Origin of the sequence: Rhodopirellula sp. MGV (genome assembly GCF_002251265.1) — a bacterium.
Lineage (GTDB): Bacteria > Planctomycetota > Planctomycetia > Pirellulales > Pirellulaceae > Stieleria > Stieleria baltica_A.
Genome location: NZ_NPDI01000027.1, coordinates 108,209 through 129,623 on the forward strand (window position 1 = coordinate 108,209; position 21,415 = coordinate 129,623).

Annotated in this window: 7 protein-coding genes; 3 read left to right on the forward strand and 4 right to left on the reverse strand. The window is 54.6% G+C overall.

The genetic code is table 11. From position 1 onward, the window contains the following. Positions 1-1,530, reverse strand: a complete 1,530-nt coding sequence (locus CGZ80_RS08755; protein WP_094413409.1) for a type VI secretion system contractile sheath domain-containing protein — start codon at positions 1,528-1,530, stop codon at positions 1-3. A gap of 166 nt (positions 1,531-1,696) precedes the next feature. Next, complete coding sequence (locus CGZ80_RS08760) at positions 1,697-14,245, reverse strand: cadherin-like domain-containing protein (RefSeq protein ID WP_158222616.1); 12,549 nt, start codon at positions 14,243-14,245, stop codon at positions 1,697-1,699. Between the two features lie 523 nt (positions 14,246-14,768). Between CGZ80_RS08760 and CGZ80_RS08770 the strand changes: the two genes are divergently transcribed. The 3 genes from CGZ80_RS08770 to CGZ80_RS08780 all read left to right on the forward strand — a co-directional run bounded on the left by CGZ80_RS08770 (position 14,769) and on the right by CGZ80_RS08780 (position 19,531). Beyond that, on the forward strand, positions 14,769-14,984 hold the full coding sequence (locus CGZ80_RS08770) for a hypothetical protein (RefSeq protein WP_094413414.1): 216 nt from the start codon (positions 14,769-14,771) through the stop codon (positions 14,982-14,984). 362 nt (positions 14,985-15,346) lie between these two features. Continuing rightward, on the forward strand, positions 15,347-18,331 hold the full coding sequence (locus CGZ80_RS28565) for a sulfatase-like hydrolase/transferase (protein ID WP_233148315.1): 2,985 nt from the start codon (positions 15,347-15,349) through the stop codon (positions 18,329-18,331). Between the two features lie 99 nt (positions 18,332-18,430). Further along, entirely contained in the window at positions 18,431-19,531 is a 1,101-nt protein-coding gene (locus CGZ80_RS08780) for a YheT family hydrolase (RefSeq protein ID WP_094413416.1), read from the forward strand. On the opposite strand, the gene CGZ80_RS08785 is transcribed toward CGZ80_RS08780, so the two are convergent. Together CGZ80_RS08785 and CGZ80_RS08790 are read right to left on the reverse strand one after the other, a co-directional pair. Next, on the reverse strand, positions 19,478-20,377 hold the full coding sequence (locus CGZ80_RS08785; RefSeq protein ID WP_094413418.1) for a diacylglycerol/lipid kinase family protein: 900 nt from the start codon (positions 20,375-20,377) through the stop codon (positions 19,478-19,480). The two genes, CGZ80_RS08780 and CGZ80_RS08785, sit on opposite strands and share 54 nt — an antisense overlap. Beyond that, the gene (locus CGZ80_RS08790) at positions 20,377-21,360 is read right to left on the reverse strand and encodes a diacylglycerol/lipid kinase family protein (protein ID WP_103296395.1); all 984 of its coding nucleotides are present in this window, start codon (positions 21,358-21,360) and stop codon (positions 20,377-20,379) included. Before CGZ80_RS08790 ends, CGZ80_RS08785 begins: the two co-directional genes overlap by 1 nt. Positions 21,361-21,415: the final 55 nt, after the last annotated feature.

The window sequence follows — 21,415 nt, forward strand, 5'->3', positions numbered from 1 at the left end:
TTAGTTGTTCCAGGGCCCGCGGAGACTTGAAGCAGGGTTGGCTATCGACTGATATCGATAAAGACGTGCCGCGTCACGATTCTTGAAACTTACCAGCGGCAGGATTCCCTGCTGCGCGAGATGATCGGCCAGTCGTTCGGACAAATACGCTTCGGCACAAGGCTTCAATTCGACCTCACCATCAACTTTGTAGGTGTATGCCGGGAGCGACGACAATTCGCATTGGTCCTCCAGACTCATCGCCCAACCACGATCCAAGAACGATTTCCCAATCAGACCAGCTACGGCGAGTGAAGGTGGCCCCCACAGGAAAGCGTCATGCGAGTTGATCGGGTCGGGAATCTCTTCGAATTCAAACGCCTCCACCGGGTCGGTTGCTGCTCCGTAGGGCAACCTGGCGAAGACACGCGGACCGACCAAGGCGATGAAGTTGGCGACGGGATTCAAGCGAAGTGATTCCCAGTTTTCTTGGTCAGCGGTCAATGTGTTCTCGACAGTCTGAATATCATCTGTCCAATCAAACGTGCCAACAAGTGTCGGGCTAGCGCATGCGATGAACGGACAGCCAGCGAACGCAGCAATCGCCCCCAAGTTGGCAAGAAGAATCAATTCATCCGCCCGGTTTCCAAACTCCATGGTGCTCACGATCAAAGACCAAGGTTGCTGATCGCGATCATGCACCAAACGTTTTAGCAACAGCGACTGTTCGATCGAATCATCTGACTGTGTTGCGGCGGCAAGCTCCTCGGCTGTTGCATCGAGCACATAGAGCTGAACGTTCACCGAAAGCGTCACTTTTCGGACCAACGCTTCCAACCCACGCCAATTTGCTTCGAGTGATTGAAATCTGGGATGATGCAAAATTTCTCGAAGATGTCCCGAGATAGCCGAATCAACGGCGGATACATAGTCGTCTTGGCGAGGGTCTTGCTTGGGTTCGATATAGGGCGCGACGATGCTGTGAATCAGACGGTCGATCGACGTTTGACACGTTCGATCTCCCGACGCGTTTCGCCCCAACTCATTCTGCACGGAAGTTTGACCGAGGACGCGTTCAAAGAGGTCTGCGTTGGACTCCTCAGGAACCGTTTCTGCTGCTGAATCAACCAAACCAGCAGCGGGCGAATCCTCGGTACCGCCATCGAAGCCGGGAACCATTTCACGAAGCTGTTTTGCGGCCGCTTCAAACGTTTTGGGATGTTGCAGTGAAATGCGAACTGATTTTAAGTCTTCGAATTCCGGCAACACCTCGACCAGATGATCGGGATGAAAGTGCTCCATCTCTGTGATTTCAAGTCGCATCGGTTCGCTACCGACGCCAGTTGGAATCACAATTGTTGGGCGAAGCGATTCAAGAACCTCGTCGAAGTTGTCTACATCAACACGGTGCAGTTTACGACTTTCGACGGGTGTTTCTCTTGATCCACCGAAATCCCCCATAACCAGCAATCGCATCGGCTCGCTTGGATCACGCGGCTTGCCTTGAGGCGCATTTCCGAACTGGCTGGTAAAACGAAGTGCTTCGAACACGGAAATGCTCCGGCGGAATAAGTTGCAATCAGACTGGAATTATATCGATTTGTGAAAGCTACGATGCCGTCATCAGCCTGCAAAAGAAAGACCCGGCAAAACACAAAGGTTTCACCGGGTCACTGAATTCGAAAGACCGAAGTCGCCACGCAGATTGCCTGGAACACTACCGTTTTGTTCGGATCAACGATTCTAGGCCATCTTCGGTACTGTCTCGGAAATCGCGATATGCCGAAAGCATTGCGATCGGATCGATGAATCGCCAAGCTGGCAATGCCGAAGCGAACACGCCGACCATTGCCCCGCCGCGTAGCGCCCACATGACGTAGCCGACGGAGAACATTCCGATACTTGCCCCCGCATAGCCAACGTAGCTAACCGAAGCAGTCGTTTTCTCTTGATAGTCCTGTCGGCTGTCCCACTGGCTCCAAATAATCGCTTGCTGCATGTCTTCGCGGAGCAACCGATCAAGTTGAGCCAATTCAGGTGAGAAAACGCCATCACCAGAGATAATGGTTCGGGCAGAGCGATACGAAGACGTCAACCGTTCGATCTTTTCTCGCTCAATCTCCTTCTTCTCGTTGTCCGCCTTCTGCTCATCAGCATCCGATTCGGATTGCTGGCCTACAACTGGCACCGCCCCGGCAGCATCGGGCCCACTTGCAGGTGGCGGAACAGCCGCGGCCGATTGAGTTTCCTGCGTTTTTGATTCGGTCGAATTGTTATCAGTATTCGAATCTTCGCTCTCATTCGCTTCTTCTGTATTCGTATCGCTTTCGTTGTCCTCTGGTTGCTCAGGTTCGGCATCGCCGGAGTCACTATTGCCAGACTCTGCGGGACTTGGCGGTGGACTGTAGGGAGCCGAAATCTGCACATTGAGATCAACAGCAACCGTATTGCTACTCAACGATCCGTCAGTGACTTGGTAGGTAAACTGATCGATTCCCGAAAAACCCGACCGAGGAACGTAACGCAGGATCCCACCGGGCTCGAGAGTCAATGTTCCATTTGCAGGATTCGAAACCAGCACTACCGACAAGGTATCGCCGTCGATATCAGTATCATTGACGACCAAGCCTGCCATATCAATTCGTAGGTCAGTACTCGGTGAACTCATCGTGAACGATTCGCCCGTTGCCACCGGAGCATGGTTGATAGGCGAAAGACTCAAGGTAAATGTTCCGCTGGTGGTCGCTCCAACTCCATCGTCAACCGTGAATTGGAATGAATCAGTTGTCGCAAACGTCCCATCGTGGTCGTACGTAATCAATCCGGCATTGATATCCGCTTGAGTAAACGTGTCTGTCGCGGACAATGCAACGCCGTTCCGATAAACCGTTCCGTCTGTCGGAATAACGTCCACCGTATACACCAATTGGTTGCTGGCGTTATCGGCATCCGTCGTTTCCAACATGGCTTGTGTAATCACGTTGCCAATCGAACCCTGATTGAAAGTAGCCCCTGCGTTGGTTGACAGAACCTGCTCGTCATTGACGGCTGTCACGGACCAGTTGAACGTACCGATCGATGTTACACCGACACCGTCATCGACTGTGAAGTTAAACGCGTCGGATAGCGTTTCGCTTCCGTCATGCGTGTACGTGATCAGGTTCGAATCGATATCGGCCTGCGTGAAGGTGTCCGTAGCAGACAACGCCACGCCGTTTCGATACAGCGTCCCATTGCCTGGGATCGAATCCACCGTGTAGACCAATTGACCACTCGTGTTGTCAACGTCGGTCGTTCGGAGCATCGCATTCGTCACGATGTTCGCGCTGGATCCTTCCGCGACAGTCGCCCCCGTATTCGTCGCCAGAACCTGTTCGTCGTTGACGGGAGTCACCGTCCAGTTGAACGTGCCACTCGATGTCGCGCCGACTCCGTCATCGACTGTGAAGTTGAACGCGTCGGATAACGTTTCGCTTCCGTCATGCGTGTACGAGATCAGGTTCGAATCGATGTCGGCCTGCGTGAAGGTGTCCGTAGCTGACAAAGCCACGCCGTTTCGATATAGCGTCCCGTTTCCTGGGATCGAATCCACCGTGTAGACCAATTGACCACTCGTGTTGTCAACGTCGGTCGTTCGAAGCATCGCGTTCGTCACGACATTCGCACTGGATCCTTCCGCGACAGTCGCCCCCGTATTCGTCGCCAGAACCTGTTCGTCGTTGACGGGGGTTACGGTCCAGTTGAACGTGCCACTGGATGTCGCGCCGACTCCGTCATCGACTGTGAAGTTAAACGCGTCGGATAGCGTTTCGCTTCCGTCATGCGTGTACGTGATCAGGTTCGAATCGATGTCAGCCTGCGTGAAGGTGTCCGTAGCGGACAAAGCCACGCCGTTTCGATACAGCGTCCCATTGCCTGGGATCGAATCCACTGTGTAGACCAGTTGACCACTCGTATTGTCAACGTCGGTCGTTCGGAGCATCGCGTTCGTCACGATGTTCGCACTGGATCCTTCCGCTACGGTCGCACCCGTATTGGTCGCCAGAACCTGTTCGTCGTTGACGGGGGTTACGGTCCAGTTGAACGTGCCACTGGATGTTGCGCCGACACCGTCATCCACCGTGAAGTTAAACGCATCAGAAAGCGTTTCGCTTCCGTCATGCGTGTACTTGATCAGGTTCGAATCGATATCAGCCTGCGTGAAGGTATCCGTAGCAGACAAAGCCACGCCGTTTCGATATAGCGTCCCGTTTCCTGGGATCGAATCCACTGTGTAGACCAGTTGACCACTCGTGTTGTCAACATCAGTTGTTTGCAACATCGCGTTGGTAACGAGATTGGCGCTCGAACCTTCTGCGACGGTCGCACCCGTATTGGTTGCGAGAACCTGTTCGTCGTTGACGGGAGTCACCGTCCAGTTGAACGTGCCACTCGATGTCGCGCCGACACCGTCATCCACCGTGAAGTTGAACGCGTCGGATAGCGTTTCGCTTCCGTCATGCGAATACGTGATCAGGTTCGAATCGATGTCAGCCTGCGTGAAGGTATCCGTAGCGGACAAAGCCACGCCGTTTCGATACAGCGTCCCGTTTCCTGGGATCGAATCCACCGTGTAGACCAGTTGACCACTCGTGTTGTCAACGTCGGTCGTTCGGAGCATCGCGTTCGTCACGATGTTCGCACTCGAACCTTCCGCGACAGTCGCCCCCGTATTCGTCGCCAGAACCTGTTCGTCGTTGACGGGAGTCACCGTCCAGTTGAACGTGCCACTGGATGTCGCACCGACACCGTCATCGACTGTGAAGTTAAACGCGTCAGAAAGCGTTTCGCTTCCGTCATGCGTGTACGTGATCAGGTTCGAATCAATGTCGGCCTGCGTGAAGGTATCCGTAGCTGACAAAGCCACCCCGTTTCGATACAGCGTCCCATTGCCTGGCGTGGAACTGACCGTGTAGACAAGTTGTGAACTCGAATTATCAACATCTGTTGTTTGCAACATCGCGGTGGTAACGAGATTGGCGCTCGAACCTTCCGCGACGGTCGCACCCGTGTTCGTTGCCAACACCTGTTCGTCGTTGACACTTGCGACGTTGACCGTGACACGATCCGATGCGGAACTAAATGCGGTCGTCCCGCCAGTTGACGTAGCGTCCACTTGACTGCCTGCGGAACCTGACGTTTGGTCCCAACCTCGATAATCGAACAACAGCGTGCCGCCGTTGTCGGTCGCCGGAACAAACCGAACCAAATCCGAGTCCCGCAACAAAAGAGCAGACGACGGCGAGACACTCGGTAGCGTGATCCAATTCGCACCGCCATCAATGCTATACTCGATCGCACCACCGGAACCACTGAATCCGAAGACGGCGATGCCTTCCTGAGCACCACTATCCGGATCGGTCAAAGTGGACCCCAATAGCGTTGCAATATTAGTAGCAAATGCCGGCGCATCTTCGCTGGTGTTGTAAACCGGCGCGTACGGCACAAGTATAGGTGCATCGTTGACAGGCGTGACATCGATCGTCCGTGATTGTGAATTCGAGGCGATGTCCCCGTCATTAACCGTGAAGGTGACCGTACGTTGGCTCGTGCTTGGGGCATCACTATTGTTGGTGTAGGTGACACTTCGCAGAGCCGTTTGGTAATTGGCAACACTTGCCGTACCGGTCAATGTCAATATCCCGGTCGACGAATCCCACGAACCGGTGATTCCATTTTGATTGGTGAATCCCAAAACGTCTTGACCATTGACGTAGTTGCCGCTGACTTGGACAACCGCTGATTCCAAATTGGTATCGTCAACGTCGGTTAACGAAAGCGTCGATGTGATCGCTACCGCACCAGCGTTTTCGGTATAGCTCAGTGTGGAACCTTCGATCGCAGAAGCAACCGGGGCGTCATTCACATTGCTGACCGTGATATTGAATGTCGCACTTGTCGTCGCCCCGATTCCGTCGTCGACGGTAAAGTCGAATGCATCACTTGCGGATTGACTGCCATCGTGGCTGTATGTAATCAGGTTGGCATCGATATCTGCTTGCGTGAACGTGTCGGATGCGATAAGCGCGACGCCGTTGCGATAGAGCGTTCCATTGCTCGGGACGACATCAAGTGTATAGACCAGTTGTGAACTCGCATTGTCCACGTCGGTCGTTTGCAGCATCGCGGTGGTAATGGTGTTACCGGTCGATCCTTCACTAACTGTCGTACCGGTATTCGTTGCCAAAACCTGCTCGTCATTCACCGCCGTGATATCGATATTTACAGTTCCTAAATCGACGTCGCCGCCGCCACCGGTTCCTGTGTTTCCACCATCGTTGACAACGACATTGACCGTATCGGCGTCATTCCCGTTCAAGTTGGCAGTGGAATGCACGTATTGAATGCTGCTAGCGTTGTTCAAGAACGTATTCAGATTTGCAACGGTTCCTGATAACGTCATCGCACTTGACGTGCCGCCGACTGTTACACCACCACCGGAAGAAGCGGAAAGCTGGCCTCCGGTGCTGGTCGTCAGCGTCACGGTAATCGCGTTCGCACCGGCATCCACGTCGCTTAGGTCAATCAATGACAAGTCAACATTACTGAGTTGGTCTTCGGTGACACTGATATCGGTGGGAAGACTCCCGGCGTTGGTGGGGTCATCGTTGATCGCTGTCACCAAAATCGACGCAGATTCTGTTGCGGTACTAAACGCCGTGGTTCCCCCGGTGGATGATGCATTGACCTTGGTGCCAGCCGATCCCGTCGTTTGGTCCCAGGCACGGAAGGTAAAGTCGGCGGTCGTTCCGTCAATTCCATTCGGCTGGAAACGAATCAAGTCTGAACTACGCAGCAGCAATGCCGACGAGTCGCTCACTGCACCGACATCGGCCCAAGTCGATCCACCATTGGTCGAAAACTGCCACGTGCCGTTGGCCTGCGTCAGTGTCGTAATCGCGATGCCTTCGACGGCACCGTTGTCAACATCGGTAATCCTGTCACCACCTGCGGAAGCGATGACAGAAGCGATCGATTGCCCAGCATTGTTGATGCTGTCCTCGGTAATCGAATTCAGTGTCATCGTCCCGGAATTGTCCAGTACCGGTGCGTCATTCACGCTGGTCAGATTCACGAGCACGTGATCGGACGCGACACTGTATGCCGACGAACCACCGGTCACCGTCACGTCAGCAAGCGTTCCCGCGGTTCCAGATGATTGGTCCCACGCGCGATAATCCAGATTCATCGTGCCGCCATTCGATGTTGACGGTGTGAAGCGAAAAAAGTCGCTCGCACGGAGCAGCAGTGCTCCGGTGGTCGAGACCGGTGGGACCGCGATCCAATTTGACCCATCAAGACTGTATTCCAACAAACCGCCGCTGCCTGTGAACCCGTACAACGCCAAACCTTGCACTGCACCTGGGTCGGCATCGGAGACACTCGAGCCAAGCACCGTCGCGATGGATGCCGCAAGCGGGGGAGCGTCTTCGGCGGTGTTGTAGACGGGACCGTAGGGCGTCAGCACCGGCGCTTGGTTGGGTGGGCTGATATCGACGTTGACGCTACCGAGTGCGACGTCGCCTCCGCCACCGCTCCCGGTATTGCCGCCATCATTGATCACGACGCTGATCGAATCGACATCGTTTCCCGTCGTGCCCGGCGTACCATGCTGATACTTGATCTGCGTTACGTCGTCAAAGTAGGCGTTTAAGTCTGTGATTGTCCCAGTAAAGGTACGCGCCGTAGCGGTGCCCCCGACAGTGACTCCGCCGGAAGAAGACGCGGTCAACTGACCACCGGTGCTGGTTGTCAACGTCACCGTGACGTTTCCACTACCCGCATCGACGTCGGCAAAGTCCACTTCAGAAAGGTGAACGTTGCTCGGTGTGTCGATCGTTACCAGGATGTCACTCGGTAGACTGCCGTTGTTGGTTGGATCATCGTTGATCGGATTGACCGTGACGGCAACTGCAGCACTGTCATAACCTTGGTCCCCCATCACGGCGACCACCTCTGCTTCGGTCAACACTTTGTCGTAGACGCGAACATCATCGAGACTACCGACGAACGCCATCGAACCGTCTGACTGTCCGCCAATTGTGATGTTCTGAGATGCCGTAGCAGCCCAATCGACATCCGTACTCCCGCTGACACTGGCGATCAACACACCGTCTAAATACAAGTTGACTTGATTACTAACATCGTCGAAGGTCGCCGCGACATGGTGCCAACCATCGCCCGCAATTTGATGGGCGGCGTTTCCCGTTGTCGTGGTCAGCGTTCCTGCGGTAACCGACATCCCCACCGATCCGCCCGAGACATCGAGCGTCACATAAAACGCGTCACCGATCGATAAAAACACCGCGTCGTTCTGACTTGCATTGAGATTCACCCAAGCGGCGATCGTGACCGTATCGGCTAGACTTGCTGTCCCGTTCATAACGGAAATCGCGTCATCACCGTCGAGTGTGATCACGTCACCGCGATCCGAATCCGCAAACACAGCCGGATCGGAAACGGCGACTCCGTCATATCCGTTTCCGCTTTGATCATCTAAGGATCCGTCGAGAAACTCATAGCGGGCATACAGGTCGGCTTCCGTTGCCGCCGATGATCCGGTGGTAACCGTTAGTGAATCGCTACCGTAGTAGTTCGCAGACGGTGCGTATTGCAATCCGTCAAGAGCGGTGTTGATATCCGATGCCGTCCCCGAAATCGTTAACGTTGCTTGCCCGTTGGAAGTACCAGCAAGGAAGGTAATCCCGGAGGTCGATCCCAACGTCAAGTTGCCATTTGAAACCGACAAGGTGGTTGTCACGATCGGTGCCTGCGAAGATCCGTCATCGATGGTGACTGGATTTCCGTTGGCCGCCGAAAAAGTCAACACGCTGTCTTCGTCAACCGATTGTCCCACAGGCGCAATCGGAACGGTCCATTGGGCGTCGCCTTTCGCATCATCAACGCCAATGGTGAAAACTTCGCTGTAGGTATTTCCGAACGCGTCAGCAACTTGAACGGTGATGTTGTGGGAAGTCGCCGATTCGTATTCAAGCTGCGCCCCATCGGCAACAGTGATCTCCCCCGTTGCAATGTCGATCGCGAATCGTCCGCCGGCGCTATCGGTCAAGCTGTAGGAATAACCCGAGAATACTTCACTGGCATCCCATTCGATCACATAGCCACGTGTGTTGCTGCCATTGTCAGGCAAATCATTCCATCGGCCGGTGGTCTTGTGCATCTCCATCGCTTGTTCACCATTGGGATCCGACCCAGTGGTGTTGTTTGGTTCGCCGCCGTTCCAGTTGTAATACTTTCCATCGATATTGGATCCGAATTGATTTCCGGACCAGAATTCGTCGCCATCAGCGGAACCGTCCAACCAACGCCACGAACCTTCGCTGGTCGCGTCTGACGCGCCGATCCAAGCATTGTTGCTGACCATATTTTGGATCAAATCATTCTCATAGCCCGACCGAATCGTTACCAGTTGGCCTGAAACACCATTGAGCGTCGACGAAATCGCGTTTGCCCGCGCGACAGAGAACTGCTGCGCATTGCTGACGTAGCGATAGAACTTGTCGGTCGCGGCGTCGTATTGCAGTGTCGAATCGTTGTTGAGAATCGTTGTCACCGCATCGGGGATTTCGATCACTCGAATGTCGCCGATCATCGGTCCGTAGGCGCCTCCCGAAGCTTCCAATGAGGCGAATGCCAGCATCGTGGTCGCAGAGTCAGCGGTGAATGTAAAACTGCGTGTTTCGAGCGAATTCGTTTCACCCCAAACCCAGTTTGCCGGTTGGTCGACGGTGTAGTCTTGCGACAATCCGTTCGCGCTCACACGCAAATCTTTCACCGCATCACCGCCGGTGAAATTGCCGGTCAGACTAAACACCACTTGGTACTGCTGTCCGACAGTCGTGCTCAATGACTGCTCAATGGAACCAGCGGTATTGCCGTTCAAATCGACCAAGCGGCCGCCCAGCAACGATTGCCAGGTGTCTGTCGAAAGCAAATCCACATCGCCTGAAGTGACAGTCCAACCGCCAAACGTTCCCGTCAGAACGAACTGGTCAGTACTCGTCGCTGAATCTAGAAACAGCCCGTCGGACACCACATCGGTTTCCGGATCGGACTGTGAAGGCGTCACAAAGCCGACCGATGTCCCGTTGCTACTGTTTTCATAGACGTGCAAGTCGGTTGTGACGGTGCTTGTCGTAAACCCTGTTCCGCTGGCATGACCGATCGATAGACGATTGTTTGTTGTACCTTCGCTAACGATGTCAACGATTTCGTTAGATCCGTTCAGTTCCATTTGCCAGTTCGCGACGAGGCCCGCTGCGGCCGCTTCAGCTGGCGACAGATCAAGCTTCTGCTGATAATTCAGCGAGATTTCCGCTTCGGTACGGATATCGTTCCAAATTCGAACATCATAGAACGCCCCGTGGAATGCTTGATCGGTGCTATATCCCGAGTTTGCCCCGTCTTGGTCATTGCCGATCACCAACTCGCCACCGGCGGCGATGGTGTAGCCGGCTTGTAGCCCCGTCAGTGTCTCGGCGTAGCGTCCATCGATATAGATTTGCACGTCGCCATGTGTGTTGTCCCAACTGATTGCGAGGTGGTGCGAATCGCCATCGAACAACTGGCTATAGGTATTCGCGGTCGTTACGCTGACGCCGTTGATTCGGAAATCCAGATGATCGGTGGCATCGAAGCGCAGCCGAGCCGCATCGTTTCCGCTGTAGTAGGAAAACAGGGTTGGAGACGAATCAAAGTCGTCGATTTGGAAACGAGATTCGAAGGTAAACTCGCTCAAACCTCCAAGAATTGCATCGCCATCGTTGGCAATGAAGTACGCATCATTGCCTCCGTCGCTGTTGAGTTCGACTCCGCTGGATAGATTCGATGGCCCGGTAGTGGTTTCCTGAATATCATTGACCACGATCGTGAAGGATTCGTCACGCGTATTCGAGTCCGTATCGGTCACGCGGACGGTGATGGTGTGCGTCGAATTCGATTCAAAGTCAATCAACGAACTGTCGGCGACAAGGATTCGGCCGTTGTCACTATCGATCGTGAAGGCCCCCGCGACGGTTTGTGACAAGAGCGTGTACGTCAACGGCTGTGCCGCATCCAGTACCGCATCTGCATCCCATTCGATGATGTAGCCGTTGTCACCGCCACCACTGTTGTCTTCGTCGTCCCACTCGCCGGTCGGGCGAATGACCAAGTAGTGCTGGCTTCCGCCGCTGTTGTCAGGTTGCGCACCGGTGATCCAATTGGTATAGGAACCATCTACGTTGGTTCCGTTAATTCCGCCGGACCAAAACGTTTCCGCATTGGAACCTGATTGTCGCCAACGCCAATCGCCTTCGGACGTCGAGTCGGTACCGCCAAGGAACAATTGCTGTGCAGCGGTCGAGGCAATACCGGCGAGAACTTCCTGCTCACCGGCGCTATGAATCGTTGCCAGCTGCCCGTTCACACCGTTCAGGCTGGTGGACAACGCAGTCGACTCGGCGGTGGTCCAGTTCGTTGGCGATGTGACCGCACGATAGAACTTGCCAGTTTCGGCACTGTAAACCAGCGTCGAGTCCGACGCCAAAATCGATGCGATCAACGCTTCGCGTTCAGGATCGATCCCTTGCACTGTTCCAACAACGGTTCCATCGAGTGCGTTCTCATCGACGGCAAGCGTCAGGATTGCTTCACTGGCAGTGAACCCCGAAACAGTTCTCAACGTCAGGTTGTTACCACTGACCGTCTCGGTCAACACTCCGTCAATCGATAAATGATCGAACTTCCATTCGGCCACCAAGCCGCTTTCATTAAAAGGCAGAGAGCTGCCGTAGGACGCGCTGATTTCACTTGCACTGCGAATATCCGAGAACACTCGCGAGTTGAACAACGTGCCTTTGAACACTTGTGAGAGCTGGAACGTTCCGCCAACACTATCTTGCTCTTGTCCAAAAGTCAGCGCCCCGCCGGTCCCGATCGTATAGCCAGCCCGGAGCCCCGTACCGCTTTCGACCAAGGCACCGTCAACGTAGATCGACCAATCGCCCGCCGAATTGTTCCATGTCCATGAGAACGTGTGCGGGTTCCCGTCGCGGTAATCATTGTAGTTGACCGCAGTCAGTTGGACTTTGGTACCACCGATGTGAATCGATGGGCCACCTGATTCAAACAGAAACAGGACTTCGTTGTCATTTGCTGTTGTCGCGTAGGAAACGAGTGTTGAGTCAGAAACGGTATCCGTCGTGGCGAATTGAGTTTCAAAGGTGAACTGCGTTCGTCCGCCGAAAACTGCCGAACCGTCATCGGCGATTAAATACAGGTTGTCGCCACCGTCGTTGTTGATCGTCAGACCACCATCACCGGTCGAGGTGATTTGCAAGTCACTCGGATTGGGCAAAAATTCGTAGGCACCGATGTCTGCATTCGCATCGCGTGTGCTGCCGGTTTGATCGAGTGTTTCGGCTGATCCGGTCGCTGCGTTGTATGCCAAACTGGTTTCATCAATCGTGTGAACGAAGGTGTCACCTTCGGCAGTCAGCGCCGACAAGGAAGGATCGCTCCCCAGGATGTCACTTCCGACCGTGCCGCTGAATCCGACGTTGTGCTCGATGATGTTGTAGCCACCGCTGACCACTGGGCCGTTAACGTCGTTGCCATTGAACTGCGATGTGTTGTCGGCAAAAATCGAATAGCTCACGTTGACGGTCGCATCGGTGACTGCCAAACCGCCGCCACTCCCCCCGGATGCATCATTGTCCGCAATGGTGGAGTGTGTGATGTTGACGATCGTACCACCGTTTGCGACACGGATACCACCACCATCAAAAGCCGTTTGGTTCCCGCTGACCGTGACATTATTCAACGTCGTGGTGCCTGCGGACACATACAGACCGCCGCCCAGCCCACCGGACGTGTTGTTGATGATCGCGACACGTTCCAGGGTCGTTGTGCCGACGGATGAAATCGCGCCGCCGTTGGTATTGCCGACGGTATTCCCGGAGATCACGGTGTCGGTCGCCGTTAATGTGCCTTGCACGTAAGCTGCCGCCCCCGTTTCAGTTCCTGACGACGCACCGCTCAAGGTCAGCGAATCGATTGACAACGTTCCGCCGCTTTGCACATGAAAGATCCGGTCGGAAAGCGAACTGGCATCGATACTGGTCAGCGACGCACCGTTTCCGCTAATCGTAATGTCGCTGAGGATATCCAAGTCGCCGGTGGACCCAGCATCATCGAACTGTCCGGCGATGTCCAACAAGTAGACGCCGTCACCAAGAATGATCGTGTCGGCACCGGCGGTGTTGTTGGCCGCAATGATCGCTTCACGCAATGAAATACCAGAACCGCCGGAAGATGCCTGTAGCGAACTAATGTCGGTGGTGTTGCCGTCCAGTTCATCGGCGAACGTGGTCACCGTAATCGTAGCCAACGTGTCGAACCATGCGGACTGTGCGTGATAGCCGATCGCGACTTGCGTTTGCACATCGCCCAGGGTGTATTCCAAGTCCCAGTCGCCACCAAGCGATTCGTGCCCGGTCGCATCATCGCTCGCGGCGATATCACATTGGCAAAGTGCCGCAAGCGAATCAAGCAGCTCGCGTCCCGCATCCGATGAAGCGAGGTCACAACCATAGATCAACAAATCGGCGTCAGAGTCAAGCACACTTTGCCAGCTCGCTAAGGCACCCGCGTACCCGTTGACGGTTTGACTGTCCAGTCGCGTATTACCGAGCTGGATGCTGCTGCCATCGCTGTGACTGAGAATATGAATTGCGTCGACACCCGATAGGTTTGCCATCGACTCGGTGATCTGTTCGATACCGTCTTGATCGGCTGACAACCGCACGACAACCCATTCGGTTTCAGAAGACGATTGCTCGCGGAGTCCCGCCAACAGCTCGTCTGCATTTTCCACTCCGGCATCAACAATGACGACTTCCAAAGTCTTCGCCGCGACCGAGCCTTGACCGTCGGTGTCGGCTTGCCCATCGGCAACGAAGTCCGCGTCACTCTGTTCCGATCCGTCAAATACCTGTGATGCATTGCCGGCGTCAGCTTGCTCCAACACCGCAACCGTTTCCACTTCAAGTACGGCGACCTCGTGCGACTCGTCCACCTCGATCGTGAATCCACTGACGACTTGATCAAAGTGTTCCAAGTCACCACTAAAGTCGCCATCGCCTTGATGAAGTCCATCGGCGCTCAACAGGATTCGGTCTTCGAGTAGAAAGAAATCGAAGACGCGGTTCGGTAGGTTGGTAGACACGATCGGTTTCAAGTTGCAAGTCACGAAGGGCGCCCCGGTCGCCTGCGGTCAGACGGAGACGATGGGGGGTGGCTCCGCGGGGCGTCGAAGTTGCAAACAAAATTTGCGTACCGCCCGCGCAGAATACGTGCGCAACTCTATGTCAGGCTAAAGCGTGAAGCCTTTCCCCCGTCAACGGAACAAGCACCTTGAGGGCGTTCCGACCGGTGGGAAAACGTCACTTGGCACGCCTGTTCCGCTTGTGTCGGTTAGACCTCATCCATTCGCGGCAGCGTTGGTGATCGAAACGCCGAACTCTGGTTGCTCAGGTTGGGGGATTCGCAGCCAGACTGGAGCGTTCTCGCCATCAAAAGATGTCGATTTTAAGAGCGAAGCTGCGTTGTGATCCGAGGCCCGAATGTTGGCCCACGATTTGCTTCCGATCGGTCTCGCGTCCGTTTTCGTAACGATCGGGCGAGTGAGGCGCGACACCTCAAAATGTCACTCCATTGTTTCCCCATTTCGCTTCAAAGGAGGCCCTCCAATGCGTGGGTTACTGATCGCGGCCGTCGTTGTTGCCGCATTGTTTTTGGTCGGTTGGTTGAAATACGACAATACGGGCGGTGACCCAACCGTGCGTATGGATTCCCAAAGCGTTCAAGAAGACACCTCTGAGATGGTCCGAGCCACCAGAGACGCCGCAGATGAAATCGATCGTCGCATCGACGTCGATATCAACACCGATCACGCCACCTATTGATCCAAGTCCCCCGTTGGCGGCTCGATCATCGTGGATCAAGATCTCTGTAAGGACACGAATCACACGAACCGGTAGCTTTATGAGTCAGAAGTCAGATCTGATTACCCAAAGCTACCGGGAATGAAAATCCGCACGCTCTTTGCTAGGCCTTCTTGCCTACAGCACTCCGCTGCCAAACCCGTCCGGGGAAAATGTCTTCACGGAGTGGAAAACGATCTTAACGGCACGTCGCTTTCGTGAATCGAAAACGACCTCTTCGATACACCTATTGGCGATTTGGGATATGCTTACACGCTTCCTCCCTTTCGACTTGGTGAGTGCCCTGTTGGCCAAGTCCGACCTTTGTTTTGAAGAGTGTGTCTATGCCGTGCCCACGTACTGCAAGCAAGTTGATTGCGGTTTGTCTTTCGATCATCGCCCTGGCCAACGGAAGGCAAGTTGCCGCCCAAGGTGACGCAGCGAACGCATCGACAACGAGTCGACCGAACGTCATCACTGTTTTTATCGACGACATGGGATGGTCGGATCTGTCGTGCTTTGGCGGGACACGGACCACGACCGAAAATATCGACCAACTGGCGGCTGAAGGCTTACGTTTCACCAACTTTTATGTGAACTCGCCAATCTGCTCGCCATCACGTGTCGCACTTAGCACTGGCCAGTATCCGCATCGCCATCGAATCAGTTCGTACCTTGCGCATCGCGAGTTGAATCAGTCGCGTGGGATGGCGCAGTGGTTGGACTTAGACGCGCCGATGCTTGCCCGTCAATTGCAAGAAGACGGCTATGCCACGGGGCACTTCGGAAAATGGCACATGGGCGGTCAGCGAGATGTCGGCGAAGCACCATTGATCACCGAGTACGGATATGACCGCAGCCTGACGAATTTCGAAGGACTTGGGCCACGCGTTTTACCGTTGAAAGACTCGTACGACGGCAAGCCGGTTCGCAAACACGATCTCGGATCGGGAAACCTTGGACGCGGGCCAATCGTTTGGAAGGATCGGTCTGTCATCACCGCAGAATTTGTCGACAACGCATTGAAGTTTATCGACGAATCACAAGCGGCTGACAAACCGTTTTTTGTCAACGTCTGGCCGGACGATGTTCACTCACCCTTCTTTCCACCCAAAGTCTTGCGCGACAAAACGAACGAAGGAAAACGCGAGCTTTATTACGCCGTGCTTGATGCGATGGATCAGCAATTGGCCAGCTTGTTCGATCGCGTCCGCAACGATTCAAAGCTTCGTGACAACACGTTGATTTTGATCATGAGCGACAACGGCCACGAGCATGGCGCCGGGTCGTCAGATCCGCTTCGTGGCGCCAAGACATGGTTGTACGAAGGCGGTATCCGCTCGCCTTTGATCGTCTGGGGCCCCGGTTTCTTGAAAGACGGTGTTGCCGGCACGACAAACGAAACGTCGATCCTGTGTGCACTCGATGTGAATCGCTCGTTGTACGAATTCACCGGCGCAGATCTGCCCGAGCAAAAGCTTGATGGCGAAAACTTGATGTCAACCTTGCTGGGACAAAAGGCGGCAAGTCGCAACGAGCCGATCTTCTGGCGACGTCCACCCGATCGCGCCGGCTCCGATGGAGAAGACAACCCCGACTTGGCGGTCCGCGATGGCCGCTGGAAATACTTGGTCAACTATGACGGCAGCGATCCGCAGCTCTACGACCTGAACGCTGACATCAGCGAATCAAAAAACTTAGTCGACGAACACGAAGACATCGCCGACGGATTGCACAAGGAATTGATAGAGTGGAACGAAACACTTCCGAAAGACGCAGGTGATCCAGAATGGGAAGGCCCAAGCTCACTTGGCGCGTTACCACCCAACAAGTTCGCCAATCCGATTGGTGAAGGAGCGGACCCATGGGTCGTTCGCGACCCCAACGCACCAAGGTACTTGTGGTGCTTTTCCGATGGGAACCGCGGCATCGCGATTCACACCAGCAACTCACTAACATCGTTCGGCAAGAAACACGTTGTCTGGCAAGCTCCTGACGAAGGCCCCTATTCGAAAGAGATTTGGGCACCGGAGCTGCACTTCTTGGATGGTCACTGGCATATCTATTTTGCTGCCGATGATGGTGACAATCACAACCACAAAGCATTCGTGTTGCGTTCAAAGACCGACGACCCGATCGGCGAATACGAACTGTTCGGCCCGATGGCGACCGGCGAAGGCCCGGATCGCAACTCGCCGAACATCTGGGCGATTGACATGACGGTCCTTGAACACCAAGGCAAACGTTATGCGATCTGGTCAGGATGGGATGCGCCTGGTACAGACCAACAGTACCTTTACATCGCAGCGATGAAGTCGCCTACCGAATTGGAGGGCCCTCGAGTGCGGCTGTGTGACAACGCCGATTACCTTTGGGAACGAACGGAGGAAAACGCCGATTCGCGAGGACTGAACGAAGGCCCCGAAGTTTTTCAGTCCAACGGGCGTGTTTCGATCGCGTATTCTTGCGGCGCGTCATGGCTAGCAACCTACAAACTCGGTCTGCTGGAACTCGTCGGCGACGATCCGTTGGATCCGCAGTCCTGGAAGAAGCGGCCCCAACCGATCTTTAAAAGCACAGCGGCGACCTATGGCGTCGGGCACTCGTGCTTTGTCCAATCGCTCGATGGCAAGCAATGGTGGCACGTCTTTCATGCCAAACGTGATCGCAATCCGGGATGGCGACGCGTGATTTATGTGCAACCGATGCGAGTCGGACGTCGGGGTTTCCCGGTCTTTGGCGAACCTGTGATGCCCGGAACGATCCTAGACCTTCCTTCAGGTGATCCTCAGCCGCAGACGTCAACTTCAACCGATGATTACACGTACTTCGGACACCATCAGTTCTTCGCCGCTGACGGTGACAAAATTCGATTGGGGACAGTACCCGAAGCACCGATCAATGATTATCGAAGCGGTGAAAAGGTCGTTCTCAATCATCCCGTCCCCAATGATTTCGAAGCATCTGTCGCGGTCGATTTCTTGGGGAAGGAAAACGCGCGTGACGCAGGAATCCTGTTTCGTTGCTCCGCACCCTCGGTCGGCTATGACGCACAACGCGCCTACTTTGCCGGGCTGATCCCCCAAACTCAATTGGTCATTTTGGGACGGATGGACGGATCCAGCTGGAAAGAACTTCGTCGTGCCGAAACAGAAATCGATGTGACAAAGCCGCAACAGCTTGCCATCAAAATGACCGGTGCTCAAATCGACGTGTTGCACAATGGCGCTGCAAAAATCAGTCACACTGACAAGACATTCGCGTCAGGCACGGTTGGTCTTCGTGTGGTCAACACCGAAGCAGTGTTTAGCAATTTGGTCGTCAAATAGCGTTAGGATTTCAAATTTGGATCAGGATGCTCCGGCCTGGAACATCGTTTGCTGTATGAGGTGGTGGACTCATCCTTTTTCGCTCCATCCTGATCCGAAATGACGACTTCCTCACGAGAGACTTGGCAGACGATCTTTCCTGAGTTTCACCCCAAGCCGCCGTGGCTCGGCGGCTTTTTGCAAACCGGCCGCACGCGAATGTTCCGCGTGCAAGAGCGTGATCTGCGGAAATTCCAATCCAAGTCGCTTCAACTGCCGACGACTGACGACACGGGCGACGTGTTGACGGCAGACTTGATGTCACCGCCGGAAGGCCCCAGTCACCCCTGGCCGCTCGTCGTACTGCTTCACGGACTCGGCGGCACTTCACAAAGTTCCTACATCCGGTCTTGTGCCAAAACATTGCTGGACGAAGGCCATCGCGTCTTGCGACTGAATTTCCGTGGCGCGGGCAGCTCCGCCGAACGTTGCCAGTCGATTCACCACCCAGGCCGAAGCGAAGACGTCAGCGCGATGTTCGAAGCCGTTCGGCAGGACCCCAAGTATGCCGACGAACTGCAAAACGGTGTCTTGCTGGTGGGCTTTTCACTCGGCGGAAGCGTTCTATTGCGTTTCCTGGCTGAACAGGCCAAAGATGTACCGATCTCAGCCGCGGTGACCATCTCTGCTCCGCTGAATCTTGAGGCAACATCTCGCGAGCTACTGCGAATGACTCGACGCCCGATTCAGCGTTACCTTCTTGGCAAGATGAAACGCGAAGTGCTCCGTGAAAACTCTTGTTTAAGCGAGAAAGAACGGGCAACGGTGCGATCGGTAAAGTCGGTTTGGGAATTCGACGAGCAATTCACGTCAAAACATTGTGGGTTTGATTCGGTCGAGGAGTACTACAAAGAAAACTCTGCCGCGCCGGTTCTTTCAAACATCGATGTCGACACCTATCTGATTTACGCCAATTCAGATCCGATTGTCCCCAAGCAAAGTTATGCCAATGTGCCTTGGGATCGCTATCCAAAACTGCACCCCGTCATCGTCAACGATGGAGGTCATGTCGGTTTTCATGGGAAAGGCGACTCGGCACGGTGGCACGAACGCTGCGTAGGCATCCTTGCTCGTCAGTCCGAACGTTCCATCGCTGATCAAAAACAATCAGCCAACATACACCGAAATTGCCCCCGGCAAGATCTGCAAGTCAATCATTGACGCATCGGTGCGATTCCCATCACCTCGTACTGGCAAGGTTGCGTTTGTCTTGACGGTCACTGATCGTTTCGCGGTGTGGTACTCAACATACTTTGACCGATGTAGACGCTGGGAAAGCAAATTCACGGTCAGCCGACCGTAGTCTGATGGCGTGACGGCTTTGACCACGCACACGTCCACAGAATGGTCATCAATCGTGATGTGGTGTCCCCAAGTTAAATCACCGATTCCAAATGCTCCTAGATTCGCAACGATGACCAATGATGCCTTTCGCTGCATCGATTCACCATCGATTTCGATGTCGAACTGCCACTGCTGGCGTTTCACGATCTCGCGGATGCCGTGCCACAAATAAACCGCTTTTCCATACCGAGCTTTCTGAGCTGGCGTTGCCAGTTCGGCCAATCGTGAATAGGTCCCCATGCTGACGTGGGAAAAGAAGGTGCGATCCAAACAACGCATTCCGTCAATCGAGCGGAGCTTTGAACCTTCGGCGATCAGTCGCATCGATTCGTCAAGGTCCAAGGGAAGTTCAAGTTCTCTGGCGATCAGGTTTGCGGTGCCGAGCGGAACGATCCCCAAGTTTATGTCGGTATCAATCAGCCGCTGTGCGATTCGCGAAACGGTCCCATCGCCACCGGCAGCGACGATTGTCGACACGCCTTCGCTGATCGCCTGATCGATTCTTGGATGGATTAAATCGACCTCCGTTCGGTCCCATGAAAACACTTGTAGGTCGATTGCTTTGTCTGCGAACCGAACCTTGGCCCGTTCGATGAGCTGACTAGCATCAGCCCTTCCGGCTTGGCGGTTCATCATTAGCAGGACGGTTCGTCGATCACTCATCAATTCACTTGTTGTGGAACAATCACGGGCAACACGGCTGGAATCACGTCGATATCAATTGTTGCCCGGTCTAAGATTTCGCCGTCCGCACGAACGGGAAGCGGTCGCTTGGAAGAGACTTTGATCGACGTTGTCGCCGTCAAATATTCGATTTGGTCGCTCTCTGCTGTCCTGCCTTTCAAAGCGTTGTAGAGCAGCGATACGTGTCCAAGAAAACCTTTCGCACGAATGACGCAGACCTCGATTCGCCCGTCGCTTGGTCGGATTTGATCTCCCCAACTCATCCCCGCGATTCCAACGGGGTGTACGTTGGCGATTAAGACCAAGGATGCTCGGCGGCGATGCCGAACACCATCAAGGTCAAGATCGAAACGCCAATCGCGATTTGCGACGATCTCTCGCAAGGCACGTGCGACGTAGACCAACTTACCGAAACGTCGCTTGGCAACCGCGTTTTCCTTGACCGCAATCCGGGAATACGTCCCCATTGAAACGTGCGAAAAGGCGAGTTGAATCCCCTGTCGCATCCCATCGATTTTTTCCACGCGATGGCCGCCGAAGATTAGATCGATCGCAGCAGAGGTGTCTTCGGGGATAGCGAGCGACTTGGCAATCAAGTTTGCGGTCCCCGTCGGCACGATGCCGAAATCAACATCATGCATCGCCGCGATACTCGCCGCCTTCGAAACGGTCCCATCACCGCCGATGACCAGGATCGTCTTTGCGCCACGCTCGATCGCCCGCCCAACGGGATCACGGTTCCCATCGGAAAGTCGCTCGCATTCAAACTGCACGCCGCAACGCTCGGCGGCCCGATGTAGTTGTGCCTGAACCGCTTCGCCACAACCGCTTCCCGATTGTGGGTTGATCAGTGCAAACACCGGCACCCGCAGTTTGTAGCTGCCACCAACGGACGGCTTGTCAGAATCAGCAGTGGCAGCATCCCGATTCGAGTTCGAAGGCAGCGAAAGAGCAAATGACATCGCGAATTCCCCTTTGAGAAAGACGACAAGCGGTCCAGACGGCAAGACGTTCGGC